Source organism: Bacillus sp. FJAT-45066 (genome assembly GCF_002335755.1).
GTDB classification, from domain to species: Bacteria; Bacillota; Bacilli; order Bacillales; family Bacillaceae_I; genus Bacillus_CD; species Bacillus_CD alkalisoli.
This window is the reverse complement of record NZ_NISQ01000001.1, coordinates 2,844,652-2,870,379: the sequence shown is the minus strand read 5'-3', so window position 1 is coordinate 2,870,379 and position 25,728 is coordinate 2,844,652. Positions and strand designations below refer to the sequence as shown.

Annotated in this window: 25 protein-coding genes, 13 tRNA genes and 3 rRNA genes; 36 read left to right on the top strand and 5 right to left on the bottom strand. The window is 39.4% G+C overall.

Annotated elements, in window-relative coordinates:
• Positions 1-8: 8 nt before the first annotated feature.
• Positions 9-719, bottom strand: coding sequence for a rhomboid family intramembrane serine protease (locus CDZ92_RS14480; RefSeq protein WP_096155884.1), 711 nt, complete (start codon positions 717-719; stop codon positions 9-11).
• 91 nt (positions 720-810) lie between these two features.
• On the opposite strand from CDZ92_RS14480, the gene acpS reads away from it, so the two are divergent.
• The 14 genes from acpS (at position 811) to CDZ92_RS14405 (ending at position 12,133) form a co-directional block, all read left to right on the top strand.
• The gene (gene acpS / locus CDZ92_RS14475; RefSeq protein ID WP_096155883.1) at positions 811-1,170 is read left to right on the top strand and encodes a holo-ACP synthase; all 360 of its coding nucleotides are present in this window, start codon (positions 811-813) and stop codon (positions 1,168-1,170) included.
• 176 nt (positions 1,171-1,346) lie between these two features.
• Complete coding sequence (locus tag CDZ92_RS14470; RefSeq protein ID WP_176483785.1) at positions 1,347-2,381, top strand: LolA family protein; 1,035 nt, start codon at positions 1,347-1,349, stop codon at positions 2,379-2,381.
• Positions 2,382-2,614: 233 nt separating this feature from the next.
• The gene (gene alr, locus CDZ92_RS14460; RefSeq protein ID WP_096155880.1) at positions 2,615-3,781 is read left to right on the top strand and encodes an alanine racemase; all 1,167 of its coding nucleotides are present in this window, start codon (positions 2,615-2,617) and stop codon (positions 3,779-3,781) included.
• Between the two features lie 163 nt (positions 3,782-3,944).
• Positions 3,945-4,226 carry a CopG family ribbon-helix-helix protein gene (locus tag CDZ92_RS14455; RefSeq protein ID WP_096155879.1) on the top strand — a complete coding sequence of 94 codons (282 nt, stop codon included), beginning with the start codon at positions 3,945-3,947 and terminating at the stop codon, positions 4,224-4,226.
• A 4-nt stretch (positions 4,227-4,230) separates the two neighbouring features.
• Positions 4,231-4,581 carry a type II toxin-antitoxin system endoribonuclease NdoA gene (gene ndoA / locus CDZ92_RS14450; protein ID WP_096155878.1) on the top strand — a complete coding sequence of 117 codons (351 nt, stop codon included), beginning with the start codon at positions 4,231-4,233 and terminating at the stop codon, positions 4,579-4,581.
• Positions 4,582-4,878: 297 nt separating this feature from the next.
• Positions 4,879-5,709: an RsbT co-antagonist protein RsbRA gene (locus CDZ92_RS14445; RefSeq protein ID WP_096155877.1), complete on the top strand. Its 831-nt coding sequence runs from the start codon at positions 4,879-4,881 to the stop codon at positions 5,707-5,709.
• The gene (locus CDZ92_RS14440) at positions 5,706-6,062 is read left to right on the top strand and encodes an STAS domain-containing protein (protein WP_096155876.1); all 357 of its coding nucleotides are present in this window, start codon (positions 5,706-5,708) and stop codon (positions 6,060-6,062) included. Before CDZ92_RS14445 ends, CDZ92_RS14440 begins: the two co-directional genes overlap by 4 nt.
• 4 nt (positions 6,063-6,066) lie before the next feature.
• The gene (locus tag CDZ92_RS14435) at positions 6,067-6,468 is read left to right on the top strand and encodes an anti-sigma regulatory factor (protein WP_096155875.1); all 402 of its coding nucleotides are present in this window, start codon (positions 6,067-6,069) and stop codon (positions 6,466-6,468) included.
• A gap of 15 nt (positions 6,469-6,483) precedes the next feature.
• Positions 6,484-7,491 (top strand): PP2C family protein-serine/threonine phosphatase, encoded by a 1,008-nt coding sequence (locus tag CDZ92_RS14430; RefSeq protein ID WP_096155874.1) that lies wholly within the window; start codon positions 6,484-6,486, stop codon positions 7,489-7,491.
• Between the two features lie 111 nt (positions 7,492-7,602).
• Positions 7,603-7,911 carry an anti-sigma factor antagonist gene (locus CDZ92_RS14425; RefSeq protein WP_096155873.1) on the top strand — a complete coding sequence of 103 codons (309 nt, stop codon included), beginning with the start codon at positions 7,603-7,605 and terminating at the stop codon, positions 7,909-7,911.
• 22 nt (positions 7,912-7,933) lie between these two features.
• Positions 7,934-8,410, top strand: coding sequence for an anti-sigma B factor RsbW (gene rsbW / locus CDZ92_RS14420; protein ID WP_096155872.1), 477 nt, complete (start codon positions 7,934-7,936; stop codon positions 8,408-8,410).
• Positions 8,385-9,170 (top strand): RNA polymerase sigma factor SigB, encoded by a 786-nt coding sequence (sigB, locus tag CDZ92_RS14415; RefSeq protein WP_096155871.1) that lies wholly within the window; start codon positions 8,385-8,387, stop codon positions 9,168-9,170. Before rsbW ends, sigB begins: the two co-directional genes overlap by 26 nt.
• Positions 9,167-9,766: a PP2C family serine/threonine-protein phosphatase gene (locus tag CDZ92_RS14410; RefSeq protein WP_096155870.1), complete on the top strand. Its 600-nt coding sequence runs from the start codon at positions 9,167-9,169 to the stop codon at positions 9,764-9,766. Before sigB ends, CDZ92_RS14410 begins: the two co-directional genes overlap by 4 nt.
• A 183-nt stretch (positions 9,767-9,949) precedes the next feature.
• Entirely contained in the window at positions 9,950-12,133 is a 2,184-nt protein-coding gene (locus CDZ92_RS14405) for a Tex family protein (RefSeq protein ID WP_096155869.1), read from the top strand.
• A gap of 49 nt (positions 12,134-12,182) precedes the next feature.
• Here CDZ92_RS14405 and cmpA read toward each other — a convergent pair whose 3' ends face one another.
• Positions 12,183-12,293, bottom strand: coding sequence for a cortex morphogenetic protein CmpA (cmpA, locus tag CDZ92_RS14400; RefSeq protein WP_096155868.1), 111 nt, complete (start codon positions 12,291-12,293; stop codon positions 12,183-12,185).
• 87 nt (positions 12,294-12,380) lie between these two features.
• Between cmpA and CDZ92_RS14395 the strand changes: the two genes are divergently transcribed.
• From CDZ92_RS14395 to CDZ92_RS14315, 17 genes are all read left to right on the top strand, one after another.
• Positions 12,381-12,836 (top strand): SprT family protein, encoded by a 456-nt coding sequence (locus CDZ92_RS14395; protein ID WP_096155867.1) that lies wholly within the window; start codon positions 12,381-12,383, stop codon positions 12,834-12,836.
• 196 nt (positions 12,837-13,032) lie between these two features.
• Positions 13,033-13,107, top strand: a tRNA-Asn gene (locus tag CDZ92_RS14390).
• 5 nt (positions 13,108-13,112) lie between these two features.
• A tRNA-Ser gene (locus CDZ92_RS14385) sits at positions 13,113-13,203 on the top strand.
• 8 nt (positions 13,204-13,211) lie between these two features.
• Positions 13,212-13,283, top strand: a tRNA-Glu gene (locus tag CDZ92_RS14380).
• A 51-nt stretch (positions 13,284-13,334) separates the two neighbouring features.
• Positions 13,335-13,410: transfer RNA gene (locus CDZ92_RS14375), tRNA-Val, on the top strand.
• 102 nt (positions 13,411-13,512) lie between these two features.
• Positions 13,513-13,588 (top strand) — tRNA-Asp (locus CDZ92_RS14370).
• Between the two features lie 30 nt (positions 13,589-13,618).
• Positions 13,619-13,693: transfer RNA gene (locus tag CDZ92_RS14365), tRNA-Gln, on the top strand.
• A 27-nt stretch (positions 13,694-13,720) separates the two neighbouring features.
• Positions 13,721-13,804 (top strand) — tRNA-Leu (locus CDZ92_RS14360).
• Positions 13,805-13,810: 6 nt separating this feature from the next.
• A tRNA-Leu gene (locus CDZ92_RS14355) sits at positions 13,811-13,894 on the top strand.
• Positions 13,895-13,989: 95 nt separating this feature from the next.
• A tRNA-Arg gene (locus CDZ92_RS14350) sits at positions 13,990-14,066 on the top strand.
• A 39-nt stretch (positions 14,067-14,105) separates the two neighbouring features.
• Positions 14,106-14,179, top strand: a tRNA-Pro gene (locus tag CDZ92_RS14345).
• Positions 14,180-14,193: 14 nt separating this feature from the next.
• A tRNA-Gly gene (locus CDZ92_RS14340) sits at positions 14,194-14,267 on the top strand.
• A gap of 121 nt (positions 14,268-14,388) precedes the next feature.
• A 16S ribosomal RNA gene (locus CDZ92_RS14335) occupies positions 14,389-15,942 on the top strand.
• 188 nt (positions 15,943-16,130) lie between these two features.
• Positions 16,131-19,080: ribosomal RNA gene (locus tag CDZ92_RS14330) — 23S ribosomal RNA — on the top strand.
• A gap of 79 nt (positions 19,081-19,159) precedes the next feature.
• A 5S ribosomal RNA gene (gene rrf / locus CDZ92_RS14325) occupies positions 19,160-19,276 on the top strand.
• Together the 16S, 23S and 5S rRNA genes with 13 tRNA genes alongside form the textbook arrangement of a ribosomal RNA operon.
• Before the next feature lie 176 nt (positions 19,277-19,452).
• Positions 19,453-19,529 (top strand) — tRNA-Met (locus tag CDZ92_RS14320).
• A gap of 3 nt (positions 19,530-19,532) precedes the next feature.
• Positions 19,533-19,608: transfer RNA gene (locus CDZ92_RS14315), tRNA-Asp, on the top strand.
• 277 nt (positions 19,609-19,885) lie between these two features.
• Here the strand turns inward: CDZ92_RS14315 and CDZ92_RS14310 are convergent.
• From CDZ92_RS14310 to CDZ92_RS14300, 3 genes are all read right to left on the bottom strand, one after another.
• Positions 19,886-20,311, bottom strand: coding sequence for a DUF1801 domain-containing protein (locus CDZ92_RS14310; RefSeq protein ID WP_096155866.1), 426 nt, complete (start codon positions 20,309-20,311; stop codon positions 19,886-19,888).
• Positions 20,312-20,336: 25 nt separating this feature from the next.
• Positions 20,337-20,804, bottom strand: a complete 468-nt coding sequence (locus CDZ92_RS14305) for a GNAT family N-acetyltransferase (protein WP_096155865.1) — start codon at positions 20,802-20,804, stop codon at positions 20,337-20,339.
• Between the two features lie 65 nt (positions 20,805-20,869).
• Positions 20,870-21,802: a DUF2268 domain-containing putative Zn-dependent protease gene (locus tag CDZ92_RS14300; RefSeq protein WP_157842800.1), complete on the bottom strand. Its 933-nt coding sequence runs from the start codon at positions 21,800-21,802 to the stop codon at positions 20,870-20,872.
• Between the two features lie 274 nt (positions 21,803-22,076).
• On the opposite strand from CDZ92_RS14300, the gene thiL reads away from it, so the two are divergent.
• The 5 genes from thiL to tsaD are packed head-to-tail and all read left to right on the top strand — an operon-like array spanning position 22,077 to position 25,699.
• Positions 22,077-23,060: a thiamine-phosphate kinase gene (gene thiL / locus CDZ92_RS14295; RefSeq protein ID WP_096155863.1), complete on the top strand. Its 984-nt coding sequence runs from the start codon at positions 22,077-22,079 to the stop codon at positions 23,058-23,060.
• A 12-nt stretch (positions 23,061-23,072) separates the two neighbouring features.
• Positions 23,073-23,531: a tRNA (adenosine(37)-N6)-threonylcarbamoyltransferase complex ATPase subunit type 1 TsaE gene (gene tsaE / locus CDZ92_RS14290; RefSeq protein ID WP_096155862.1), complete on the top strand. Its 459-nt coding sequence runs from the start codon at positions 23,073-23,075 to the stop codon at positions 23,529-23,531.
• Positions 23,528-24,220, top strand: a complete 693-nt coding sequence (tsaB, locus tag CDZ92_RS14285; protein ID WP_096155861.1) for a tRNA (adenosine(37)-N6)-threonylcarbamoyltransferase complex dimerization subunit type 1 TsaB — start codon at positions 23,528-23,530, stop codon at positions 24,218-24,220. Before tsaE ends, tsaB begins: the two co-directional genes overlap by 4 nt.
• Positions 24,221-24,230: 10 nt before the next feature.
• On the top strand, positions 24,231-24,677 hold the full coding sequence (gene rimI, locus CDZ92_RS14280; RefSeq protein ID WP_096155860.1) for a ribosomal protein S18-alanine N-acetyltransferase: 447 nt from the start codon (positions 24,231-24,233) through the stop codon (positions 24,675-24,677).
• On the top strand, positions 24,674-25,699 hold the full coding sequence (tsaD, locus tag CDZ92_RS14275) for a tRNA (adenosine(37)-N6)-threonylcarbamoyltransferase complex transferase subunit TsaD (RefSeq protein WP_176483784.1): 1,026 nt from the start codon (positions 24,674-24,676) through the stop codon (positions 25,697-25,699). The genes rimI and tsaD overlap by 4 nt, the downstream gene beginning before the upstream one ends.
• Positions 25,700-25,728 lie beyond the last annotated feature (29 nt).

Genomic DNA, 25,728 nt, shown 5'->3' with positions numbered 1-25,728 from the left:
CCTCTTTTTCATAATCGAGACATTAATCCAAAAGCAATCAGCAGAATTAGAAGGATCCAGACGAAATTAAGTCCTCCACTCCGTCTACCATGGCCAAATGTCCCCCGTGGGAAAATATGTCGTAACGATCTTGTCCCTTGGAAAGATCCTTTTCCAATAAAAATAGGAGCAAGTGCTAACCCGCCTAAAAACCCAAAAATATGAGCGGTGTAGTTAATATTAGAATTAACAAAAGTCATCACAAGCCCTATCACTAAAATAATAACAATAATTTGTGCATTGGAAGAACTTAATAAGTCAGGTCGGAAGAAAACCATATATAAATATAAGCCGAACAAACCAAAAATTGCTCCAGATGCCCCGAGGTGTACATAAGTAGGTGGCTCAAGAAAAAGTGTGGCCACATTGGCGATAATTCCAGCACATAAATAAACAGCAACAAACTTCACTTTCCCTAACATTCTCTCTAACTCAGGACCAAACAAAACAAGTGAGAAAGAATTAAACAATAAGTGCATAAGGCTAACATGTAAAAAAATTGGTGTAAGTAGACGCCAATACTCCCCTCCAGATATATAGCCATTTATTCCTAATGTGTAATAATAAAAAGGATTGGAAACGGTTGCTAAAACCCAGAACACTAGGTGAATGACAATAATACCTGTTACAATAGGATATAGTCGTGTGAACGTATTAAAATTTTCGGTGCGGACAAACATAATTTCACTCCTTTAAAATAAATACTGACCAGATACATAACCCCAAAAAACTATATACTTCTATTATACTATGAGAAAGCTAGGTGTTTGTATGATTATTGGGATAGGAATAGATATTATAGAACTATCAAGAATAGAAAAACTGATGATTAGACAACCATCATTTATTACGAGAGTCTTAACTCCTTTTGAACAAGAAAAGTTTCATTCACTAAATCAAAAAAGAAAAATAGAATTTCTAGCTGGCCGATTCGCTGCAAAAGAAGCCTTTTCAAAAGCGAAAGGAACAGGTATTGGAAGAGATTTGAGTTTTCAAGACATACAAATTAATAATGAAGAAAGTGGTAAGCCATATATTGAAAAGCCAACCGACTTAACAGTTCACTTGTCCATATCACATAGTGAACATTATGCAATTGCGCAAGTAATTATTGAAAGCTTGTCAAGCTAGTCTGCATATTCGTATTCTTTGCCTCATATACATAATTCAGAGAGGAGACAAGGTGTATAAACAATACAGAAAAAATATCTACCTACTAGAGATTTACGACAAAAAAACGAACTATTAGATATTCTCTCTGTATTCACGCTTTTTCTCTAATGTAAACATGCATAAAGGCAAAGGGGATGAAAATGTTGAGAAAAGCATGGCTTTTATTAGTAGTTGGGTTAGTATCTGTGCTTCTGTTAGCTGGCTGTGGAGCAAAGTCAAAAGAAGATGTAACGGCAGGATTAGGCAAAAAAGTAGAAGAGATGACTGGGTATAAAGCAAATGCAAAAATGACATTACAAACTGGTGCAGAGCCACAAGTATACGAAGTAGAAATTTCTCATAAGAAGCCAAATTACTACAAAGTAAACTTGAAAAACGCTCAAAAAGACCAACATCAAATGATTATTCGTAATGATGAAGGAGTTTTCGTCTTAACGCCAGCTTTAAACAAAAGCTTCCGTTTCCAAAGTGAATGGCCGCAAAACAGCAGCCAAGCATATTTGTTTGAGTCATTAGTTGGGGATGTAGTCGCAGACCCTGAAGCTGTGTTCACAGCTACGGAAGAAGGATACGTATTTGAAACAAAAACAAACTATCAAAACAACAAGCTTTTACCAATTCAAGAAATTACATTTGCAAAAGACTTTTCTCCAGTTTCGGTGAAAGTGATGGATACAGATCGAAACACGTTAGTATTAGTTGAATTTTCAAACGTTGAATTTAACCCAAGCTTCGATGCGGATGCTTTTAATGTAGACAAAAACATGACAGGTATGCAAATTGAATTAGGTGTAGAATTACCGACTATGGGATCAGTTAGTGAGGAAGATGTTGCATTTACTGTGTTAATTCCTGGTGATACTCCGGCCGGTTCATCTTTAAGTGAACAAACAGAAGTAGCAACAGAAAACGGTAAGCGCGTTATCATGACGTATACTGGTGACAAAACATTTACGCTAATTCAAGAAAAAGCGACTGTAGCACCAGCTAGTACAGTATTGACTGTAAATGGTAAACCAGTCGATTTAGATTTTGCAATCGGTGCATTAACTTCTACATCCATAAAATGGACATACCAAGGTGTTGACTATATGTTAGCTTCTAACGATCTTTCTGAAGAAGAAATGATCATGGTTGCTAAATCTGTTCAAGTTTACGATGTAAAATAAGTTGTATAACAGGCCCTGAGATGGGCCTGTTATTTACCTTTTTATAAGTAACTCCTCCTGAAACTTCTTTCAATAAAAATCCACATTCTAAATATACTTCCAATAGCATAGAATGAAAAGGTAGTGAAAAAAATGAGTTATATAATATCATGACTTTTCATCCTTTTTCCGTTATGATGTATTAATAAAAAAAGAAAAAGAAAAAGTGGCTAGATAAAAGGATGTGCGTCATAATGTCAAGTTTTCACCGTGATTCATGGGTAGAAGTGAATCTTGATTGCATTAAAGAAAATGTAACAAACATAAAAAAACATCTCCCTTCATCTGTTAATGTAATAGCAGTTGTAAAAGCAAATGCTTATGGGCATGGTGATGCACAAGTTGCAGAAGCTGCACTTGAGGCTGGTGCTTCGTATTTAGCTGTTTCCTTCTTAGATGAAGCTATTTCGTTGCGCGCTCAAGGGATTACTGCGCCAATTTTAGTGCTTGGAGCATCAAGGGTTTCGGATATTTCCCTAGCTGCAGAGAAAAACATTACCCTTACTGTTTTTCAAGAAAGTTGGATAAAAGAAGCGATTAACTTTTATAAAGGTCAATCTATTGTGAAGTTGCACATGAAATTAGATACTGGTATGGGAAGAATAGGAGCTAGAACGATAGATGAGGTTGACGGTATATTAACTCTAGCTAACCCTTCTGTAAAATTTTCAATCGAAGGCGTTTATACTCACTTTGCTACTGCAGATGAATTAAACAATAATTACTTAAATATTCAATACGATCGCTTTGATAAGATGTTGAATTATATTGAAACAGAATGGAATCTTTCTATTCCCATTAAACATTGCGGAAACAGTGCAACAGCATTGAGATTTCCGAACAAAGTTTTTAATGCGGTAAGGGTAGGAATTTCGATGTACGGTATGACCCCATCATTAGAAATGAGCCCTGTATTACCATTTAACTTAAGAGAAGCTTTTTCTCTTCATACTAAGTTAGTGCATGTGAAAAGATTAGAACCAGGTGAGTTTGTTAGTTATGGAGCAACTTACACAACCGAAAAAGATGAGTGGATAGGAACGGTTCCGCTAGGGTATGCAGATGGATTACTACGCAAATTACAAGGAATAGATGTGTTAGTAGATGGGAAAAAAGCACCTATTGTAGGTCGTATTTGCATGGATCAATTTATGATTCGCCTCCCTTACGAGCTTCCAGTAGGAACGAAAGTAACTATAATCGGAAGTCAAGAAAACGAAGTCATTAGTTGTAACGATCTCGCAGAAAAACTAGAAACGATAAACTATGAAATTCCATGTATGATTAGTTACCGGGTTCCGAGAATGTTTAAGAAAAATAATCAAATAGTAGAAGTGATAAATTATTTACAAGGAAACTAAATATTACCCAATCCGATAATTTCTGCATAAAAAATCAAGGAAATAGCCGATAATAGAGAAGGAATCTGTTAATTTGACTTTTAATTCGGCTTTTTTAATGTTATGATGGTAGATGGAAAAGTATTATATAAAAAGTGTCTGTAGTTTCTTGGAGGTGTATGCTGTGTCAGAATCCAGCGCAACAACTGAAATCTTAGTTCGATTACCTCACAACTTAGTAATGGAGTTAGACGGCTTAGTAAAGCAAGAAAACGGCAATCGAAATGAACTAATTTATCAAGCGACTAAAATGTATCTTCGTGAGCGCAAAAAAAGACAAATTCGTGAATCTATGAGACGTGGTTATATGGAAATGGCTAAAATTAACCTAAACATAGCTTCAGAAGCTTTTCTTGCAGAATATGAGGCAGAGCACACGGTAGAACGCTTAGTAAGCGGGGGTTAATCCATTGATTGTCAAACGCGGTGACGTTTATTTTGCTGATCTATCCCCTGTTGTTGGATCTGAGCAAGGAGGCGTTCGACCAGTACTTGTAATTCAAAACGATATAGGGAACCGGTTTAGTCCTACTATTATTGTTGCAGCAATTACAGCTCAAATTCAAAAAGCAAAACTTCCTACTCATGTAGAAATTGATGCGAAGCGTTATGGTTTTGAAAGAGACTCAGTTATATTACTGGAGCAAATTAGAACAATAGATAAACAAAGACTAACGGATAAAATTACACACCTAGATGAAGAGATGATGGACAAAGTCGATGAAGCTCTTCAAATTAGTTTAGGTCTCATTGATTTTTAATCCATTTACCAAAAAAGCTATTCACAGGTTGAGTAGCTTTTTTATTTTATTAAAAAATGTTTTAACTTTTTTCTTATAGGGTATATGTAATATGTTTTATATATTTATTTTAATTTTTGCTTTTACAGGGCAATTCTTTCTACATATCTACCCTCGATTACCCCATATTAACCATAATATAACAAAACTTTCAGCTTATTTTGTTTGACATAGAAATTACTCTAAACTTATAGTTAAAAGAGAGAGTTTCGTTTTTGCTGCACAAGCAGAAAGGAAAAATGATAAAGGAGATAAAAGATGAATCCGACAATTTTAACTTACATTAAAGAAAATCGTGAAACGATATACAAGCTATGGATAGAAAGCATGGATGAATTAGGTGAGGAAAAAAGAGAACTAAAACCTATTTCGGACAAAATGTACTTAAGCACTAGTAGAGAGTATATTAACTTATTACTTGATAATATCAGCAGGGACACGAATGAACTTTCTATTAAACTTAATGATTTTGCTGAGCGTATTGTACGATTTGGATGGCCGTTAGTTTATGTAACAGAAGGTTTATCTTTATTTGGAAAAATCATATTCGAAGGAATGACGGAAAACAGCGATGATAACGCTAAAGTATCATTAATGTACGAATTTGATAAATGGTTAAGACCTGTTTATAACGAGATCGTAAAAACGTATACAGGTACATGGGAGCACACTGTATCCATGCAGAAAATTGCTTTGCAAGAGTTGGCTGCCCCGTTAATCCCTGTTTTTGATAAAATTTCCGTCATGCCTCTAGTTGGTACAATTGATACAGAAAGAGCTAAACAAATTATGGAGAATTTACTTCAAGGTGTAGTAAAACACCGTGCGGAAGTAGTTTTAATTGATATTACTGGTGTACCGGTAGTAGACACGATGGTTGCACATCATATCATTCAAGCGGCTGAAGCTGTTCGTTTAGTAGGAGCTACGTGTTTACTTGTGGGAATACGTCCTGAAATAGCGCAGACCATCGTAAACTTAGGTATTAATCTCGATCAAATCATAACGAAAAACTCGCTGAAAAAAGGAATTGAAACGGCGCTTGAAATTACGAATAGAAAAATAGTGACTGTGGGGGATCAAGGTTGAAAATACCAATATTAAAACTAGGTAATTGCTTGTTGATTTCTATTCAATGGGAATTAGATGATCAAACGGCATTACAATTCCAAGAAGATTTGCTGAATAGAATCCATGAAACTGGAGCGAGTGGTGTTGTCATCGATTTAACTTCAGTTGATATGATAGATTCTTTTATTGCTAAAGTTTTGGGAGACGTTATTAGTATGTCGAAGTTGATGGGTGCAAAAGTTGTTTTAACTGGGATACAACCAGCAGTTGCTATTACATTAGTCGAACTAGGTATTCAATTAGATGACGTATTAACGGCGTTGGATCTAGAAAAAGGCCTTGAGAAACTAAAACAGGAATTGGGGGAGTAAAAGTATGACTGTCCAATCCTGTGTGACGATAAGAAATGAGTGGGATATCGTTGCTGCTCGCCAAATGGGGAGGAACGTTGCAAAAGACCTCGGCTTTGGAACGGTAGACCAAGCGAGAATAACAACGGCAATCTCTGAATTAGCTAGAAATATTTATTTATATGCAGGAGCTGGCTCTATCTGTATAGAGGAAATTAATGAATACGGAAAGACAGGAGTACGTGTTATCGCTTCCGATGAAGGGCCAGGTATTGCTGATATTAGATTAGTAATGGAAGATGGTTATTCTACTTCTGGTGGACTTGGTGCAGGGTTGCCTGGTGTGAAAAGATTAATGGACACGTTCCAGATTGACTCTACAGTAGGAACTGGTACTAGGATTGATGCGATGAAGTGGGTGCGTTAAAGGAGGTAAATGCCTATGCAGTACGAGAAATTACAAGATGTTTATAAGCAAATACTTTCTTCATACATAGAAAGCCAAACAGAAGAAGTGCTGTACCAGGGGCAAGAACTCAGTAAAAAAATGCTAACGGATAAAATTTCACCTGAAGAACTAATTTCTGTTCATAAAAAAATAATCGAAGAAGTTTGTCCTCATGTTTCAGAAGATATATTACATTCATTAGACTTTTTGTTGGAAGTAATGATTGGTTATGGGATAGCCTATCGTGAACATCAAAATTTAAGGCATCGCCAACGAGAAATGGAGTCGGAAATCGAAATAGCCGCTAATGTACAACAAACGCTTTTAGAAACAAAAATCCCGAATATTCCATCTGTAGAAATTGGAGCAATTAATGTCCCAGCAAAACATATGAGTGGGGATTATTATCACTTTGTGCAAGATGACTTTGATTCTTTTAGTGTCGCGGTAGCAGATGTTATCGGAAAAGGGATACCTGCAGCCATGTGTATGTCTATGATTAAGTACGCAATGGATAGCTTGCCTGATGTGAGGAAAGATCCAAGCTATATTCTTAGTAACATAAATAGAGTGGTTGAACAAAATGTGGATGCTGGAATGTTTATTACGATGTTATATGGAACATACGATTGGAAGAGGCACATCTTCACTTATGCATCAGCAGGGCATGAACCACCTTTGTTATATAAAGCAAAGGATGGCACATTCACAGAACTTCAAGCTAAAGGTCTAGTGCTTGGAATAGATATAAACGCTAAATATACTCAATATGAACAAAAGGTTGAGATAGATGATATGATCGTTCTTTTTACAGATGGAGTTACGGAGTGTAGAACAGAACAAGATTTTATTAGTATGGATACTATAAATAACCTCATAAGGAAGTATATTGCGTTACCACCCCAAGCGTTGGTTGAACTCGTCTATAGAGATTTGGAAAAACTCCAAGACTTTCAATTGCGTGATGACTTTACTTTAATTATTTTAAAAAGAAATGTTTAAGATAAATAAAAGTGGGTATTTAAATAGTGGGCTAATGCTTACGGATGATTATTTATAGAGAAAATAGTTGTTATCATTATTCATAGACATAAAAAACATGGGGTGAACTGTATGAGTATGGATATAAAGATTAATGAAAGTAATAAGAGTATTTTTGTTGAAGTATCAGGAGAAATTGATGCTTACACAACTCCACAGGTGAAAGAAAAAGTTTCGCCATTATTAGAGGATTTTGGTGGAGAAATAACATTTGATTTAACGAACGTTATCTATATGGATAGCACAGGACTTGGAATGTTCGTTGGATTCTTTAAAAAAGTTAAAAGTAACAATGGAACTTTCAGGTTAGAAGGGTTATCTGATAGGTTGAAGCGTTTATTTGATATAACAGGACTCGCAAGTATTATGGAGATAAAATAAGGTCGTCAAAGGTGGGGGAACAATGAACCGAGCATATGACTATATAGAAATGCTTTTTCCAGCAAGAGCAGAATATGTTGGAGTTATTAGATTATCTTTATCAGGAATTGCCAACCGAATGGGCTTTTCTTATGATGAGATTGAAGACATGAAAATTGCATTAAGTGAAGCGTGTACGAATGCGGTTGAACACGCTTATAAAGGAAAAGAGAATGGCAGTATTAGAATAGGCTTTGGTATCTACTCAAATCGTTTAGAATTAATCGTAGCTGATAATGGAGATAGCTTTAATTTTGAAGCGGTAAAAGAAGAGTTAGGTCCATATTCGAAATCCCAACCGGTAGAAACTTTGCCAGAAGGAGGTTTAGGGTTATTCCTAATCCAGACATTGATGGATGATGTGAAAGTTCACAACCATCAAGGTGTAACAGTCTTCATGACAAAGTACCGACAAGGAGAGCAGGTGGAAAGGGATGCAGAAGCGATCTCAGCCCAATAAAATAGATGTCAACGAACTGTTAGAACGCTATCAACAAAGTGCTTGCGAAGAGTCTCAATTAATTTTGGTAGAAAATTACAAGCAATTAGTAGAAGCGTTAGCTCGTAAATATTCTAGAGGGAAATCGTTCCAAGAAGACCTCTCACAAGTAGGGATGATTGGTCTTTTAGGGGCAATGAAACGTTATGATGCTTCATTCGGTAGAAGTTTTGAAGCTTTTGCTGTACCAACGATAATTGGAGAAATCAAAAGGTTTTTGCGAGATAAAACGTGGAGCGTACATGTTCCAAGAAGAATTAAAGAGATTGGTCCTAAAATAAAATCAGCTGTAGAAACGTTAACGAACGAACTTCAACGTTCGCCAAAAGTAGTCGAAATAGCTGATTATTTAGAAGTGACAGAAGAAGAAGTACTAGAAGCGATGGAGATGAGTCAAAATTATCAAGCACTTTCTGTTGATAATGCAATTGAGGCGGATTCAGATGGAAGTACAGTAACTATTCTAGATATTGTAGGAAGTCAAGAATCCGGTTATGAAAAAATAGATCAAAAATTGTTGCTTCAGAAAGTATTTCATGTACTAAGTGAACGAGAAAAGCAAATTATTGAATGTACATTCTTCTTAAATATGAGTCAGAAGGAAACAGGTGACAAGCTAGAGATATCTCAAATGCATGTTTCGAGATTACAAAGAAAAGCGTTAACGAAATTGAAAGATGCTATATCAAAAGAAAACCTTAACTCGGAGATTCTTACATGATCGAACAGTATAAAGGGAACAGGTATACAGTTAATGCTTATCAAATAGCTAAAAAAGGTATGTATTTTTGTGGAGATAGTTACTACATAACTGCAGCGGATGATTATTTCTTATGTGTTTTAGCGGATGGGCTAGGAAGTGGAGAACATGCACATGAAGCTTCACAAGCAGTAATCACCGCTGTGCAGAATGTAGTGAATGAGGATGTTTCTGCGTTAATCAGTAAATGTAATGAAGCGTTGAAAAATAAACGAGGCGCTGCTGTCTCTATTTTAAAAGTGAATTATAGGAAAGAGGAAGTAGAGTACTGTAGTGTAGGAAACATACGCTTTTTTCTTTATCCTCCCTCAGAAAAATTAATCTATCCTCTACCTGTAAAAGGTTACTTATCAGGTAAGCCTCAATCATTTAAAATCCATAGATTTCCTTTTGAAAAAAATATGAAGTTTTTCCTATTTTCAGATGGGATAAATATACCTTCTGTTAAATCGTACATTAAATCTGTACCATCTGCTGATTCTTTATCTGAGATAGTGAATAAATTTTCTAGCACAGGAATGGACGATGTTACGTTAATCGCTGGAGAAATGATATAATGAAACAAGACTAACGCTTAGGTGTTAGTCTTGTTTTTAGTTTTTGGTTTTGTTTATGGTTAGTATTGATTTTTATACATAATAAGCGGAGTCTTGCGCGGAAATCAACTGCGGCGTTTAACAGAGCCTAGTTTTATGCGATATAGGATAATATAATTGAATAAATGATTGGAGGAGTTATGATTGGACTGGAATGAACGTAATGAAACTTTATTAGTAAAAGTATCAGCACAAGTAAATATACCAAAAAACAAAGTAAAAACTGTCATTGATTTAATGGATGATGGGAATACAGTACCGTTTATTGCTCGCTATCGTAAAGAACAAACAGGTGCGCTAGATGAAGTTCAGATAAAAGAGATTGCAGAAAAATGGCAATACGTTCTAAATTTAGAAACGCGGAAAGAAGAAGTTGTCCGCTTAATTGAAGAACAAGGCAAATTAACAGAAGAACTAAAAAAAGATATTCTGAGAGCTGAAAAGCTCCAACAAGTGGAAGATTTATATCGTCCATATAAACAAAAACGTAGAACAAAAGCTACTGTTGCGAAAGAAAAAGGTTTAGAGCCACTAGCAGAATGGTTGTTAACTTTCCCTTTGCAAGTAGATGTACTTCAAAACGCAGAGAAATTCATTAATGAAGACAAAGAAGTAATGTCTCCAGAGGAAGCGATACAAGGGGCAAAAGATATAATAGCGGAGATAATATCAGACGAAGCTGCCTTTAGGCAATGGATTCGTGATATAACCTTCAAACAAGGTTCCATCATATCAACTGTAAAGAACGAAGAGAAAGACGAGAAAAAAGTATTCTCTATGTACTATGAATATGAAGAACCAGTAATAAAGATTTTGCCACACCGAGTTCTAGCGTTAAATAGAGGCGAAAAAGAAGAGATACTTCGTATAGGTCTTCAAGTGCCATCTGACAAAATCATTACGTACATAAAAAAACGTGTCATAAAAAAAGACCATTCCCCAGTAGTATCTTACGTAGCAGAAGCGATAGAAGATGCATTTAAACGATTAATAGAACCTTCTATAGAGCGAGAAATTAGAAAAGAATTAACGGAAAAAGCGGAAGGACAAGCAATTCATATTTTTGCAGAGAATTTACGAAAACTACTATTACAACCACCGTTAAAAGGTAAAGTCGTACTAGGAGTAGATCCGGCGTTTCGTACTGGTTGTAAGATGGCGGTGGTAGACGAAACAGGAAAAGTATTAGAGATAAGTGTCATCTATCCACACGCACCTCAAAATAAAAGAGCAGAAGCTAAAGAGAAAATTGTAAAAACTATTCATAAACATAAAGCAGAAGTAGTTGCTGTTGGTAATGGAACGGCATCTCGTGAAACGGAGCAATTAATTGCTGAAGTATTAAAAGAAAATGAATTGTCTACTTCATATCTTATTGTTAATGAAGCAGGAGCAAGTGTATATTCTGCCTCTGATTTGGCAAGAGAAGAATTCCCGAACTTGCAAGTAGAAGAAAGAAGTGCGATTTCCATTGCAAGAAGATTACAAGATCCTCTTGCAGAACTAGTGAAAATTGACCCGAAATCTGTTGGAGTAGGGCAATATCAGCATGATGTTACACAAAAAAGACTAGCAGGATCGTTAAACTTCGTAGTGGAGACAGTTGTTAACCGAGTAGGAGTAAATGTAAACACAGCATCTTCTTCTTTACTACAATATGTAGCGGGCTTATCCAAAACTGTTGCAAATAATATGGTTAAACAAAGAGAAGAAAACGGTAAATTTACAAGTAGGGCACAATTAAAGAAAATACCTAGACTAGGTGCAAAAACATACGAACAATGTATCGGATTTTTAAGGATTGTGGATGGAAAGAATCCGTTAGACCGTACGGCAATACACCCTGAAAGTTATCCAATCGTAGAAAAACTGTTAGAAAAATTGGAGATGAAAAATTCTGATATCGGATCTGCTCCGTTACAACAAGCATTAAGTGAACTTGATGTCACGGAAACTGCAATACAGTTTGAAATTGGAGAAGTAACGTTAACTGATATAATGGAATCTCTAGTGCGTCCAGAACGTGACCCGCGTGATAATATGCCAAAACCTCTTCTAAAACAAGATGTTTTACAATTAGAAGATTTGCAAAAAGGATTAGAACTAGAAGGTACTGTTCGAAACGTAGTGGATTTCGGTGCATTTATTGATATTGGTGTAAAACAGGATGGCCTCGTGCACATTTCGAAACTAAGCAACCAATTTGTTAAGCATCCATTAGATATCGTTTCTGTAGGGGATATTGTTACAGTATGGGTAGAAGATGTTGATAAAACAAAAGGTAGAGTTGCCTTAACAATGTTACAACCAGAAAAACAAGAAGTATAACTACAGAAAACGTGAGAATACCATTCGCACGTTCCCCTTTCAGAAATGATTACTTTTTCTTTTTGTAATAAAAGAACCAACATTGATTTAACATCTTTATTTGGTACCTATCTTTTTCTAAATAAGCTCTCTGTATTTGATTTTTAAACCATGTAGGCATTAGATGATACCTCCCTTTTCATAGCTTCGGTTGAGAGTAGTATCATCTTATGCTGGAATTAATTTTTTGTTAAACTTGGGGGAACACATGAAAAACAGTGAACTACAAAAACTAGTGGAAGACATTTCGCTTAAAGATTTTCAGATGCCTTTTAGACATAGAGCCTACTTTAATCCACGATTAAAAACAACCGGTGGAAGGTATTTAACAGTAAGTCACAATATTGATATAAATAAAAAGTATTATGAAGCATTTGGCATGGAAGAGTTAGTTGGGATAATAAAACATGAACTATGCCATTACCATCTTCATATCCAAGGGAAGGGTTATAAACACCGTGATGCGGATTTTCGGAATTTATTAAAACAAGTTGGTGCTCCGAGATTTTGCTCTTCTATACCTATTGAAAAAGGGAATAGAGAAGTGAAGTTTACATTTTATCAATGTATCGATTGCTCCACTCTTTATAAGAGGAAAAGAAGAATCAATACAGAAAAATATGTGTGTGGAAAATGTAGAGGGAAACTTCAAGAGAGTCAATAAGTGTTGTTGACACATTTCCTATTCTATGATAATTTATTTAAGTCGCTAAGATGCATTTGATATGATGAGCGACGTTAAAAAATATGCTCTATGAAATAATAATCTGCTTGACTTTTTTTGTTAGTCTAATTAAAATGAAAGAAGTCGCATAAAAGATATTTCGATTCAATAAATGTGACCGTATCAATTTTATTAATCCACCATAGCTCAGCGGTAGAGCATTCGGCTGTTAACCGAAGGGTCGTAGGTTCGAATCCTACTGGTGGAGCCATATATGGGGAAGTACTCAAGTGGCTGAAGAGGCGCCCCTGCTAAGGGTGTAGGTCGTGTAAGCGGCGCGAGGGTTCAAATCCCTCCTTCTCCGCCATATAAAATGGCCCGTTGGTCAAGCGGTTAAGACACCGCCCTTTCACGGCGGTAACACGGGTTCGAATCCCGTACGGGTCATCACAAATAATGGGAAGCAAACATTAATGTTTGCCTCCCATTTCTATCCTAGGAGGATTAGCTCAGCTGGGAGAGCACCTGCCTTACAAGCAGGGGGTCGGCGGTTCGAGCCCGTCATCCTCCACCAAGATTTTTTCACGCTAGTGAAAATAATCTTCCTTCACTCACGCTAGTGAAAATAATCTTCCTTCACTCACGCTAGTGAAATAACTTTTCTTATTATAAACCTGGTCCCGTGGTGTAGCGGTTAACATGCCTGCCTGTCACGCAGGAGATCGCCGGTTCGATCCCGGTCGGGACCGCCATTTATATCTCGAATATTACCATAACAATAATGGGCTATAGCCAAGCGGTAAGGCATCGCACTTTGACTGCGACATGCGTTGGTTCGAATCCAGCTAGCCCAGCCAATTTTTAAACTAGTTATTAATTTAATAGCGGGTGTGGCGGAATTGGCAGACGCGCTAGACTTAGGATCTAGTGTCATTGACGTGGGGGTTCGAGTCCCTTCACCCGCACCAATTTATGCGGTCGTGGCGGAATGGCAGACGCGCTAGGTTGAGGGCCTAGTGGGAGGTAATCCCGTGGAGGTTCAAATCCTCTCGGCCGCACTTTAAATAAAAAGTTTTTAAAAAGAGTTGACATTCTGATTTGGATTTGATACTATAGAAAAGTCGCCACTGTGGCGGTTGGTCATTTAAATAAAGCGCCCGTAGCTCAATTGGATAGAGCGTTTGACTACGGATCAAAAGGTTAGGGGTTCGAGTCCTCTCGGGCGCGCCACTTTGATTTTATGAATGCGATCCATCATTAAAGAGTTGACGGGGAGTAGCTCAGCTTGGTAGAGCACTTGGTTTGGGACCAAGGGGTCGCAGGTTCAAATCCTGTCTTCCCGATTTTAAAATTTCATGCGGGTGTAGTTTAATGGTAAAACCTCAGCCTTCCAAGCTGATGTCGTGGGTTCGATTCCCATCACCCGCTCCAATTATTATAAATGTTCTTTGAAAACTAAACAAAACAACAGCGTGTAAGTTAATCTTTAAGATTAACAACAAACGATTAATTGACATTAGTCAGCAAACATTATGAGCATAAGCTCAAACACTCTTCGGAGAGTTTGATCCTGGCTCAGGACGAACGCTGGCGGCGTGCCTAATACATGCAAGTCGAGCGAATCTGATAAAAGCTTGCTTTTGTCAGATTAGCGGCGGACGGGTGAGTAACACGTGGGCAACCTGCCTGTAAGACTGGGATAACTTCGGGAAACCGGAGCTAATACCGGATAATATAAAGAACCTCCTGGTTCTTTATTGAAAGATGGTTTCGGCTATCACTTACAGATGGGCCCGCGGCGCATTAGCTAGTTGGTGAGGTAACGGCTCACCAAGGCAACGATGCGTAGCCGACCTGAGAGGGTGATCGGCCACACTGGGACTGAGACACGGCCCAGACTCCTACGGGAGGCAGCAGTAGGGAATCTTCCACAATGGACGAAAGTCTGATGGAGCAACGCCGCGTGAGCGATGAAGGCCTTCGGGTCGTAGAGCTCTGTTGTTAGGGAAGAACAAGTACCGGAGTAACTGCCGGTACCTCGACGGTACCTAACCAGAAAGCCACGGCTAACTACGTGCCAGCAGCCGCGGTAATACGTAGGTGGCAAGCGTTGTCCGGAATTATTGCGCGTAAAGCGCGCGCAGGCGGTTTCTTAAGTCTGATGTGAAAGCCCACGGCGCAACCGTGGAGGGTCATTGGAAACTGGGAAACTTGAGTGCAGAAGAGGAAAGTGGAATTCCACGTGTAGCGGTGAAATGCGTAGAGATGTGGAGGAACACCAGTGGCGAAGGCGACTTTCTGGTCTGTAACTGAGGCTGAGGCGCGAAAGCGTGGGGAGTAAACAGGATTAGATACCCTGGTAGTCCACGCCGTAAACGATGAGTGCTAAGTGTTAGGGGGTTTCCGCCCCTTAGTGCTGCAGCTAACGCATTAAGCACTCCGCCTGGGGAGTACGGTCGCAAGACTGAAACTCAAAGGAATTGACGGGGGCCCGCACAAGCGGTGGAGCATGTGGTTTAATTCGAAGCAACGCGAAGAACCTTACCAGGTCTTGACATCCTTTTGCCTTCCCTAGAGATAGGGCGTTCCCCTTCGGGGGACAAAAGTGACAGGTGGTGCATGGTTGTCGTCAGCTCGTGTCGTGAGATGTTGGGTTAAGTCCCGCAACGAGCGCAACCCTTGATCTTAGTTGCCAGCATTAAGTTGGGCACTCTAAGATGACTGCCGGTGACAAACCGGAGGAAGGTGGGGATGACGTCAAATCATCATGCCCCTTATGACCTGGGCTACACACGTGCTACAATGGACGGTACAAAGGGCAGCAAAACCGCGAGGTCGAGCCAATCCCATAAAACCGTTCTCAGCTCGGATTGTAGGCCGCAACTCGCCTACATGAAGCTGGAATCGCTAGTAATCGCGGATCAGCATGCCGCGGTGAATACGTTCCCGGGCCTTGTACACACCGCCCGTCACACCACGAGAGTTTGTAACACCCGAAGTCGGTGGGGTAACCTTTTGGAGCCAGCCGCCTAAGGTGGGACAGATGATTGGGGTGAAGTCGTAACAAGGTAGCCGTATCGGAAGGTGCGGCTGGATCACCTCCTTTCTAAGGAATAATACGCTTGTTGTTTTGTTTAGTTTTGAGAGAGCATTCCTCTTTCAAACTTTAGATAGTATAATAGCTATCGAAACATGTTCTTTGAAAACTAGATAACATAAGTAATGTCAAGATACATCAAAAGTATCGTTCATCTTAGTAAATTTTCTTTATTAGATATCTATTCGCGATATCGAGGTTAAGTTATTAAGGGCGCACGGTGGATGCCTTGGCACTAGGAGCCGATGAAGGACGGGACTAACACCGATATGCTTTGGGGAGCTGTAAGTGAGCTTTGATCCAGAGATTTCCGAATGGGGAAACCCACTACTCGTAATGGAGTAGTATCTTTACCTGAATACATAGGGTAATGAAGGCAGACCCGGGGAACTGAAACATCTAAGTACCCGGAGGAAGAGAAAGCAAACGCGATTTCCTGAGTAGCGGCGAGCGAAACGGAATTAGCCCAAACCAAGAGGCTTGCCTCTTGGGGTTGTAGGACACTCAACATGGAGTTACAAAGGAACGGGGTAAATGAAGCGACCTGGAAAGGTCAGCCGTAGAAGGTAAAAGCCCTGTAGTTGAAACTTCGTTCCCTCCTGAGTGGATCCTGAGTACGGCGGGACACGAGAAATCCCGTCGGAAGCAGGGAGGACCATCTCCCAAGGCTAAATACTCCCTAGTGACCGATAGTGAACCAGTACCGTGAGGGAAAGGTGAAAAGCACCCCGGAAGGGGAGTGAAAAGATCCTGAAACCGTGTGCCTACAAGTAGTTAGAGCCCTATGTTTTTTCTTCGGAAAAAACCCGGGTGATAGCGTGCCTTTTGTAGAATGAACCGGCGAGTTACGATCCCGTGCAAGGTTAAGTCGATGAGACGGAGCCGTAGCGAAAGCGAGTCTGAATAGGGCGAATGAGTACGTGGTCGTAGACCCGAAACCAGGTGATCTACCCATGTCCAGGGTGAAGTTCAGGTAACACTGAATGGAGGCCCGAACCCACGCACGTTGAAAAGTGCGGGGATGAGGTGTGGGTAGGGGTGAAATGCCAATCGAACCTGGAGATAGCTGGTTCTCTCCGAAATAGCTTTAGGGCTAGCCTCATGTGTTAGAGTCTTGGAGGTAGAGCACTGATTGGACTAGGGGCCCTCATCGGGTTACCGAATTCAGTCAAACTCCGAATGCCAAAGACTTATCCATGGGAGTCAGACTGCGAGTGATAAGATCCGTAGTCAAGAGGGAAACAGCCCAGACCGCCAGCTAAGGTCCCAAAGTATACGTTAAGTGGAAAAGGATGTGGAGTTGCTTAGACAACCAGGATGTTGGCTTAGAAGCAGCCACCATTTAAAGAGTGCGTAATAGCTCACTGGTCGAGTGACTCTGCGCCGAAAATGTACCGGGGCTAAACGTATCACCGAAGCTGCGGACTGTTCTTACGAACAGTGGTAGGAGAGCGTTCTAAGGGCGTTGAAGCTAGACCGTAAGGACTGGTGGAGCGCTTAGAAGTGAGAATGCCGGTATGAGTAGCGAAAGATGGGTGAGAATCCCATCCACCGAATGCCTAAGGTTTCCTGAGGAAGGCTCGTCCGCTCAGGGTTAGTCAGGACCTAAGCCGAGGCCGAAAGGCGTAGGCGATGGATAACAGGTTGATATTCCTGTACCACCTTCACTCCGTTTGAGCAATGGGGGGACGCAGGAGGATAGGGTAAGCGCGCTGTTGGATATGCGCGTCCAAGCAGTAAGGCTGAGAAGTAGGCAAATCCGCTTCTCATAAAGGCTGAGCTGTGATGGCGAGGGAAATTTAGTACCGAAGTTCCTGATTTCACACTGCCAAGAAAAGCCTCTAGCGAGGAGAATGGTGCCTGTACCGCAAACCGACACAGGTAGGCGAGGAGAGAATCCTAAGGTGAGCGAGAGAACTCTGGTTAAGGAACTCGGCAAAATGACCCCGTAACTTCGGGAGAAGGGGTGCTCTGTTAGGGTGTTAAAGCCCGAGAGAGCCGCAGTGAATAGGCCCAGGCGACTGTTTAGCAAAAACACAGGTCTCTGCGAAGCCGCAAGGCGAAGTATAGGGGCTGACGCCTGCCCGGTGCTGGAAGGTTAAGGGGAGAGGTTAGCGCAAGCGAAGCTTTGAACCGAAGCCCCAGTAAACGGCGGCCGTAACTATAACGGTCCTAAGGTAGCGAAATTCCTTGTCGGGTAAGTTCCGACCCGCACGAAAGGCGTAACGATCTGGGCACTGTCTCAACCAGAGACTCGGTGAAATTATAGTACCTGTGAAGATGCAGGTTACCCGCGACAGGACGGAAAGACCCCGTGGAGCTTTACTGTAGCCTGATATTGAATTTTGGTACAGCTTGTACAGGATAGGTAGGAGCCTGAGAAGCCGGAGCGCTAGCTTCGGTGGAGGCGTCGGTGGGATACTACCCTGGCTGTATTGAAATTCTAACCCGCACCCCTAATCGGGGTGGGAGACAGTGTCAGGTGGGCAGTTTGACTGGGGCGGTCGCCTCCTAAAGAGTAACGGAGGCGCCCAAAGGTTCCCTCAGAATGGTTGGAAATCATTCGTAGAGTGTAAAGGCACAAGGGAGCTTGACTGCGAGACCTACAAGTCGAGCAGGGACGAAAGTCGGGCTTAGTGATCCGGTGGTTCCGCATGGAAGGGCCATCGCTCAACGGATAAAAGCTACCCCGGGGATAACAGGCTTATCTCCCCCAAGAGTCCACATCGACGGGGAGGTTTGGCACCTCGATGTCGGCTCATCGCATCCTGGGGCTGTAGTCGGTCCCAAGGGTTGGGCTGTTCGCCCATTAAAGCGGTACGCGAGCTGGGTTCAGAACGTCGTGAGACAGTTCGGTCCCTATCCGTCGTGGGCGCAGGAAATTTGAGAGGAGCTGTCCTTAGTACGAGAGGACCGGGATGGACGCACCGCTGGTGTACCAGTTGTCTTGCCAAAGGCATAGCTGGGTAGCTACGTGCGGACGGGATAAGTGCTGAAAGCATCTAAGCATGAAGCCCCCCTCAAGATGAGATTTCCTTTAGCGCAAGCTAGTAAGATCCCTGAAAGATGATCAGGTAGATAGGTTCGAGGTGGAAGCGTGGCGACACGTGTAGCTGACGAATACTAATAGATCGAGGACTTAACCAAATTAGAACGATACAATCACTTTCTTGACAGGAGAACATGTTATCTAGTTTTGAAGGAACATCCTTCAAAATTTCATATGTCTGGTAATGATGGCGAAGAGGCCACACCCGTTCCCATACCGAACACGGAAGTTAAGCTCTTCAGCGCCGATGGTAGTTGGGGGCTGTCCCCCTGTGAGAGTAGGACGTTGCCAGGCTTATGTAATTAATATTATTATTATCGCGGGGTGGAGCAACGAGCGTTACTCCTTGAATAATCTGCGAGTTGTCCCGACGCATTCACTTCTATGAATTTGCTAGAAGAGGAAGGGACAGTCAGTATTAACTGAGTTTAAATGCGTAAAGGAATAAAAATATTAATACTTTTTATTATCGCGGGGTGGAGCAGTCTGGTAGCTCGTCGGGCTCATAACCCGAAGGTCGTAGGTTCAAATCCTGCCCCCGCAACCAAAAGGTCCCGTGGTGTAGCGGTTAACATGCCTGCCTGTCACGCAGGAGATCGCCGGTTCGATCCCGGTCGGGACCGCCATATTTTTACTTGTACGAAACTACGTTTCGTTTTTTTTATGTCTTTTTCCCCTTATTTTAATACAATGCGCGGTTAACTACATTTAGTTAATCCTTTTTTATCCTTAGGTAAAGTCCTAAGGATTTTTTTTACTTAAAAAAATATAACTTTGTGGATGAAAAGTTATGCAGTGCTTTTCTAGTTCAGATTAATAACTTAATGTGTAAACAAATAAAGTGCGTCGTTTATGGACGCACTCCATTTTCTTTTAATCCTTTATAAGAGTGATATAAACCTTCTACTGTTGCTTAGGGTATGTAATTTTTAGAAAATCGATCGATTGGTTAATTAGTTCACGTAACACATCAACATTAATATCAGCCACCTTGTTTATATACACACAAGCTTTTCCAGTTGTATGTTTTCCTAAGCGGCTTAATAGTTCTTCTCTTCTTGTATCACCTGTTGCAAAATACAAGCTTATTTTTGCTTTTCTAGGGGAAAAGCCAACAAGAGGTGCGTCTCCTTCATGACCAGAATCATATTTATAATGATAAGAACCGAATCCGATAATACTAGGGCCCCACATTTTTGCATGACAACCAGATGTCTCAGTAAAGATATCTAATAATTTATAAGCATCCTCACGTTTCTTTGGACTATCCACATTTTCTATAAACTGTATAACACTACGATCGTTTTCTTTCGTTTTTAACTCGTACATAGCACTCTCCCTTTTATGCTTTCATTCATTTTTTCTTATAGTATACGAGAGTAGTTAATTCATTGATTTCCTTATACTCTCCAGTTTTCATATAACCCATCTTCTCATAAAGATAGCAATTTCGCTCTTCCTGTAATATAGTTGCTAAGTTCCATGTTTTTGCCTCAGGAGTTTTTTCTTCTATTATTTTAAGTACTTTTTGAGCGATGCCTTTTCCTTGATAACATGGCAAAATAAACATGGGACTAATCCACCAATTAGACGGAATCTCTGGATAAACACGAATTGCACCGATAATAGCATCTTTCCCATAAATTTTGTAAAAACTACCTGAAGGATCATTTATACGAGTAAGTACTTTATCAATCGTTTCATTTGCTGGATTAGTATGATAATCTTTATACTTTTCTAATAGGGGTAGAAAAGCCTTTATTTGTATATCATGTATTATTTCTGCATCTGAACAATTGGCTTTTTCTAATGTTATTTGCATTTGTTTTCTCCTATGAAAAAATAACATCTACTGAAATTTATCAGTAGATGTCCAAAAATAGCTTATTAGTAATTGTCTGCATAGTTTCCTTGCTCGAAGATTTCCTCAGCTGAAAGCATTACCCATTCTTCCTCAGAAACGCTGCTGTTAGCTTCTAAGAAAGCCTCTACCATTTTATACCCTTCGCTATAGCCGTAGTTCGCTGGAAGCTCTCCACCGCCTCTTAAGATTTGAAGGGCTCTTTCTTCGTCAGCTTTTGTTAAGTCGCCTTCGATTTTAGACCAGTTTTCTTCTTTAAATTCAGGGTTAACTTTTACAAAAGTTACGTCAGGAAATAATGTTTTACCGAACATCGTTCCTTTTCCGTGAAGTACTAAATAATCAAGTACAGTAGATGGAGCACCATTTTTTTCTGTCCAAACGCTCTTAGGGTATTCTTTAGCAACTCCCGCCTTTACGATATCGTTGTTAAAGTTACGGTTGAATAGAACCGTAATTTTACCAGCACCAGCAGTTAAAACTACATTTTGTAATGTTTCTGTTGTAGGGAAAATACATACCGTAGTTGTACCTTCTGTTGGTAGTTTTTCAGAAGCTGCCATAAGTGCTTCTTTAATAGAGTTATTTAAATCATCGTAGTTTAAACGTTTGATAACGTCTTGTGTTGCAATACGATTTTTCGGTGCCTCTTCTGTGATGGATTTTGCTAGACTTGCATATTCTCCATCTTTGAAACACGCTTCGTTAATAGGTTCGATAACAGATGATACGTACACTTCTGTTTGCTCACTTGCCGGTACATTTCGCACTTCTTCAAAAAAAGGATTTAACAATTTATATGCATGGACAATTTGAAAACTTTGACCAGCTTCGTTTTCAAATGAAATTGCTAAGTCAGGTAAATCTCCGTTTCCTCCATTGTTTCCGTTACTTTCTGACTTACCACATGCTGATAAAAATAAAATAAGTGCAAGGATGAAAAAACTTTTTAAACGCATTACCATTCCTCCTAAATAATATTCTGTTTTAACCATTAATGATTAATATTTATTGGCTAGAATAATTATTCTACTAAAAGTTGAAAATCCCTTCTTTTTCAAAATTTTTTGACAAATTTTTTTAAGTCTATGTAACTACGTAAATTCGTATTGGTTAATGTACTAAATTAAAATGTATGTTAATACATAGGAAACAGAATGAACTGTATATTTTCTTTGTTTCCAATGTTTCGTTATAATAAGGGATAGTGGTTAAAATTTGAGGGGTGTAAACATGTCTATCTCAGATGAATTTCAATTTATAAAAAAAATACAACCAAACAATCTTTTTCATAAAGAACAAATAGTAGGAATTGGTGATGATGCAGCCATTCTTACAGTGGAAAATAGCTATGACCAAGTTATATGCGTGGACACGATGGTGGAAGATGTACATTTTGCCCATAGTACGATGGACTCCTATTCTATAGGCTATAAGGCACTAGCTTCTAATATAAGTGATATTGCAGCAATGGGTGGAATTCCTTTATATTATTTAGTTTCGATTACGATACCACCACACTGGGATGAGAATTCATTAATAGAAATCTATAAAGGTATGGAAAAGTTAGCAGTAGACTTTCAGATGGACTTAATAGGCGGTGACACCACATCTTCCTCTTCAAAGCTTGTGTTAAGTGTAACAGTAATCGGGAAAGTAGAGAAAGGAAAGAGGTTATTACGGTCTAATGCAAAACAAGGGGATGTCGTGTTTGTTTCAGGTACACTTGGAGATTCAGCTGCTGGTCTAGATTTACTATTGAAAAGTGTAAAGGATCAAGAGCCATATACTCATCTAATACGTGCTCATCAACAACCTTCCCCTAGAGTGGAATTAGGAAGGATCCTAAGCTCCTACGAACGAGTGTCCTTAAACGATATAAGTGATGGACTTGCAAGTGAATTGCTAGAAATTACCGAGGCAAGTCATGTGAATATTTATATAGAAGAAAAAAGTTTGCCTATAAGTCAACATGTCTTAGACTATAATAAATCTAATGCTTTGAAATGGGCACTGACTGGTGGAGAAGATTTCGAACTAGTTGGAACGATTTCATCTGAAGATTGGGTTAAACTACTACACATTTGTAAAGAAAAGAATATAGATATATGTAAAATTGGACAAGTAGTAGATGGTACAGGAAAAGTATTTTTGAAGAGAGATGGTAAGGTAGAAGAGCTGGAAAAATCAGGTTTTAACCATTTCCAGAATCGTTAGGAGTTGAACAAAATGAGCAAGTACGAAATACATACAACATCATCGGATGAAACGATGAAACAAGCGGAAGAGATGGCGAGATTGTTTATGGGTGGAGAGGTACTTCTGTTAGAAGGAGATTTAGGTGCTGGAAAAACTACCTTTACAAAAGGTTTAGCTAAAGGGCTAGATATTAAACGTAATGTAAATAGTCCAACCTTTACGATCATAAAAGAATATCAAGGGAGATTACCACTTTTTCATATGGATGTTTATCGATTAGAAGACAGTGATGAAGATTTAGGTTTTGATGACTATTTTTCAGGCGATGGCGTTTGTGTTGTGGAATGGGCCCAGTTTATTGAAGAATTTTTACCAAAAGAGAGATTGGAAGTCTCGATATTCCATCAAGGGGATAGTGAAAGAATGATTATTTTAGAACCTATTGGAACACGTTATGAACAATTGTGTAAGGAGTTAACAAGACAATGAAAGTATTAGCGATAGACACTTCTACTTATGTGCTTGGAATTGCAATAGTAGATAATGAAAAGGTAGTAGGTGAACTTATTACAAACTTGAAGAAGAATCATTCTTTGAGAGCAATGCCTGCAGTAGAACAGCTTATGAAAGAGTGCGGTATTACACCAAAAGATTTAGATAGAATAGTGGTGGCTAATGGCCCAGGATCCTATACTGGTGTAAGATTAGGTGTCACAATCGCAAAAACGTTAGCGTGGAGTTTAAACATTCCATTAGTTGGTGTTTCCAGTTTACAATTGTTAGCTGCAAATGGACGTTATTTTCCTGGAGTAATTTGTCCTATTATGGATGCTAGAAGAGGTCAAGTTTTTACAGGATTGTACGAATGGGAAAATGATCGGTTAGTAACAAAACGAGAAGATATCAACATTTTATTAACAGATTGGTTAGAAGAAATAAAAATGTTAAATAAAAAAGTGTTATTTGTTGGTGAAGATGTGGATAAGTTTAAAGAAGTAATTCGAGGACAACTTGGTGAGATGGCACATCTGGCTTCTTTTGTTCAACATAATGGTAGGCCAAGTGAATTGTGTAAAATAGGAATGGAAATGGAGCCAACTAATGTACACCATTTTGTCCCGAATTATACTCGTTTGGCTGAAGCAGAAGCAAAATGGTTAGAAGAAAATAAAGGGTAGGTAATAATAGATGCAAACAATTGTAATAGAAAAAATGTCAGTAGAAGACATTGAAGCTGTTTATGAAGTGGAAGTGGCATCCTTTCCTACTCCTTGGACAAAAGAGGCCTTTTATTATGAAGTAACAAATAACCCGTATGCTCATTATATTGTTTTAAAAGATGGGGAGAAAGTTATTGGCTATTGTGGTATTTGGAATGTAATGGGCGATGCTCAAATAACAAATATCGCAGTACTCCCTTCTTACCGGGGTAAGAAGCTTGGGGATTTACTATTAAAAAAGGCAAAAGATATCGCAAAAGATAAAGGTGCCGATGTTTTATCATTGGAAGTAAGAGTATCGAATCATGTAGCACAAGGTTTGTATAGAAAGCACGGCTTTCAAAATGGTGGAATACGCAAACAATATTATGTAGATAACAAAGAAGATGCATTAGTGATGTGGGTGAACTTATGAATATACAAAAAGAAGAATACATTTTAGGAATTGAAACGAGTTGCGATGAAACGGCCGCGGCCATTATTAAAAATGGAAAAGAAATTGTGGCAAACGTAGTTTCATCACAAATTGAAAGTCATAAACGATTTGGTGGAGTAGTACCTGAAATTGCATCCAGACACCATGTCGAACAAGTGACTATTGTATTGGAAGAGGTAATGGAACAATCAGGTCTTACAATGGATGATATTGATGCTATTGCGGTAACAGAAGGTCCAGGACTAGTTGGGGCACTATTAGTTGGGGTTAACGCTGCTAAAGCATTAGCGTTTGCTCAAAGTAAACCGTTAGTTGGGGTGCATCATATTGCTGGTCACATTTATGCGAATCAGTTAATAACAGAATTAAAATTTCCGTTGCTAGCGTTAGTCGTTTCGGGTGGGCACACGGAGTTAGTTCATATGAAAGAGCATGGTTCTTTTGAAGTAATCGGAGAAACACGAGATGATGCAGTGGGAGAAGCATATGATAAAGTCGCGCGTACATTAGGTTTGCCATATCCAGGTGGCCCTCATGTTGATAGATTAGCTCATGAGGGAGAAGCAACGATCAACTTACCGAGAGCGTGGCTAGAAGAAGGTAGTTATGATTTTAGCTTTTCTGGATTAAAGTCAGCGGTTATAAATACGCTACATAATGCTACCCAAAAAGGAATCATGATTGAGCCGGCAAACTTAGCAGCAAGTTTTCAACAGAGCGTCATAGATGTGTTACTAACGAAAACATTAGCTGCTACAAAAGAGTATGGAGTAAATCAAGTATTGTTAGCAGGTGGAGTAGCAGCAAATAAAGGACTCCGTGCAGCATTAGAAGCAAAATTTAGTGAATTAGATGGTGTGGAGTTAGTTATTCCACCTTTATCGTTATGTACAGACAATGCAGCGATGATTGCCACGGTAGGTAGTGTCATGTATCGACTTGGAAAAAGGTCCTCCTATGATATGAATGCCAATCCAGGATTGGACTTAGAAAAAAATTAATACCTACTACACTAACAAAGAACCGGATG

Excerpts from the sequence above, each read along its gene's own strand:
- cmpA (WP_096155868.1), bottom strand. The coding sequence starts at position 12,293 with ATGCCTACATGGTTTAAAAATCAAATACAGAGAGCTTATTTAGAAAAA.
- CDZ92_RS14445 (WP_096155877.1), top strand. The coding sequence starts at position 4,879 with ATGAATCCGACAATTTTAACTTACATTAAAGAAAATCGTGAAACGATA.
- CDZ92_RS14310 (WP_096155866.1), bottom strand. The coding sequence starts at position 20,311 with ATGTACGAGTTAAAAACGAAAGAAAACGATCGTAGTGTTATACAGTTT.
- thiL (WP_096155863.1), top strand. The coding sequence starts at position 22,077 with ATGTCTATCTCAGATGAATTTCAATTTATAAAAAAAATACAACCAAAC.
- tsaE (WP_096155862.1), top strand. The coding sequence starts at position 23,073 with ATGAGCAAGTACGAAATACATACAACATCATCGGATGAAACGATGAAA.
- CDZ92_RS14395 (WP_096155867.1), top strand. The coding sequence starts at position 12,381 with ATGAAAAACAGTGAACTACAAAAACTAGTGGAAGACATTTCGCTTAAA.
- alr (WP_096155880.1), top strand. The coding sequence starts at position 2,615 with ATGTCAAGTTTTCACCGTGATTCATGGGTAGAAGTGAATCTTGATTGC.
- CDZ92_RS14410 (WP_096155870.1), top strand. The coding sequence starts at position 9,167 with ATGATCGAACAGTATAAAGGGAACAGGTATACAGTTAATGCTTATCAA.
- rimI (WP_096155860.1), top strand. The coding sequence starts at position 24,231 with ATGCAAACAATTGTAATAGAAAAAATGTCAGTAGAAGACATTGAAGCT.
- CDZ92_RS14435 (WP_096155875.1), top strand. The coding sequence starts at position 6,067 with ATGACTGTCCAATCCTGTGTGACGATAAGAAATGAGTGGGATATCGTT.
- tsaB (WP_096155861.1), top strand. The coding sequence starts at position 23,528 with ATGAAAGTATTAGCGATAGACACTTCTACTTATGTGCTTGGAATTGCA.
- CDZ92_RS14430 (WP_096155874.1), top strand. The coding sequence starts at position 6,484 with ATGCAGTACGAGAAATTACAAGATGTTTATAAGCAAATACTTTCTTCA.
- CDZ92_RS14480 (WP_096155884.1), bottom strand. The coding sequence starts at position 719 with ATGTTTGTCCGCACCGAAAATTTTAATACGTTCACACGACTATATCCT.
- rsbW (WP_096155872.1), top strand. The coding sequence starts at position 7,934 with ATGAACCGAGCATATGACTATATAGAAATGCTTTTTCCAGCAAGAGCA.
- CDZ92_RS14425 (WP_096155873.1), top strand. The coding sequence starts at position 7,603 with ATGAGTATGGATATAAAGATTAATGAAAGTAATAAGAGTATTTTTGTT.
- sigB (WP_096155871.1), top strand. The coding sequence starts at position 8,385 with ATGCAGAAGCGATCTCAGCCCAATAAAATAGATGTCAACGAACTGTTA.
- CDZ92_RS14300 (WP_157842800.1), bottom strand. The coding sequence starts at position 21,802 with ATGCGTTTAAAAAGTTTTTTCATCCTTGCACTTATTTTATTTTTATCA.
- CDZ92_RS14305 (WP_096155865.1), bottom strand. The coding sequence starts at position 20,804 with ATGCAAATAACATTAGAAAAAGCCAATTGTTCAGATGCAGAAATAATA.
- tsaD (WP_176483784.1), top strand. The coding sequence starts at position 24,674 with ATGAATATACAAAAAGAAGAATACATTTTAGGAATTGAAACGAGTTGC.
- CDZ92_RS14470 (WP_176483785.1), top strand. The coding sequence starts at position 1,347 with ATGAAAATGTTGAGAAAAGCATGGCTTTTATTAGTAGTTGGGTTAGTA.
- acpS (WP_096155883.1), top strand. The coding sequence starts at position 811 with ATGATTATTGGGATAGGAATAGATATTATAGAACTATCAAGAATAGAA.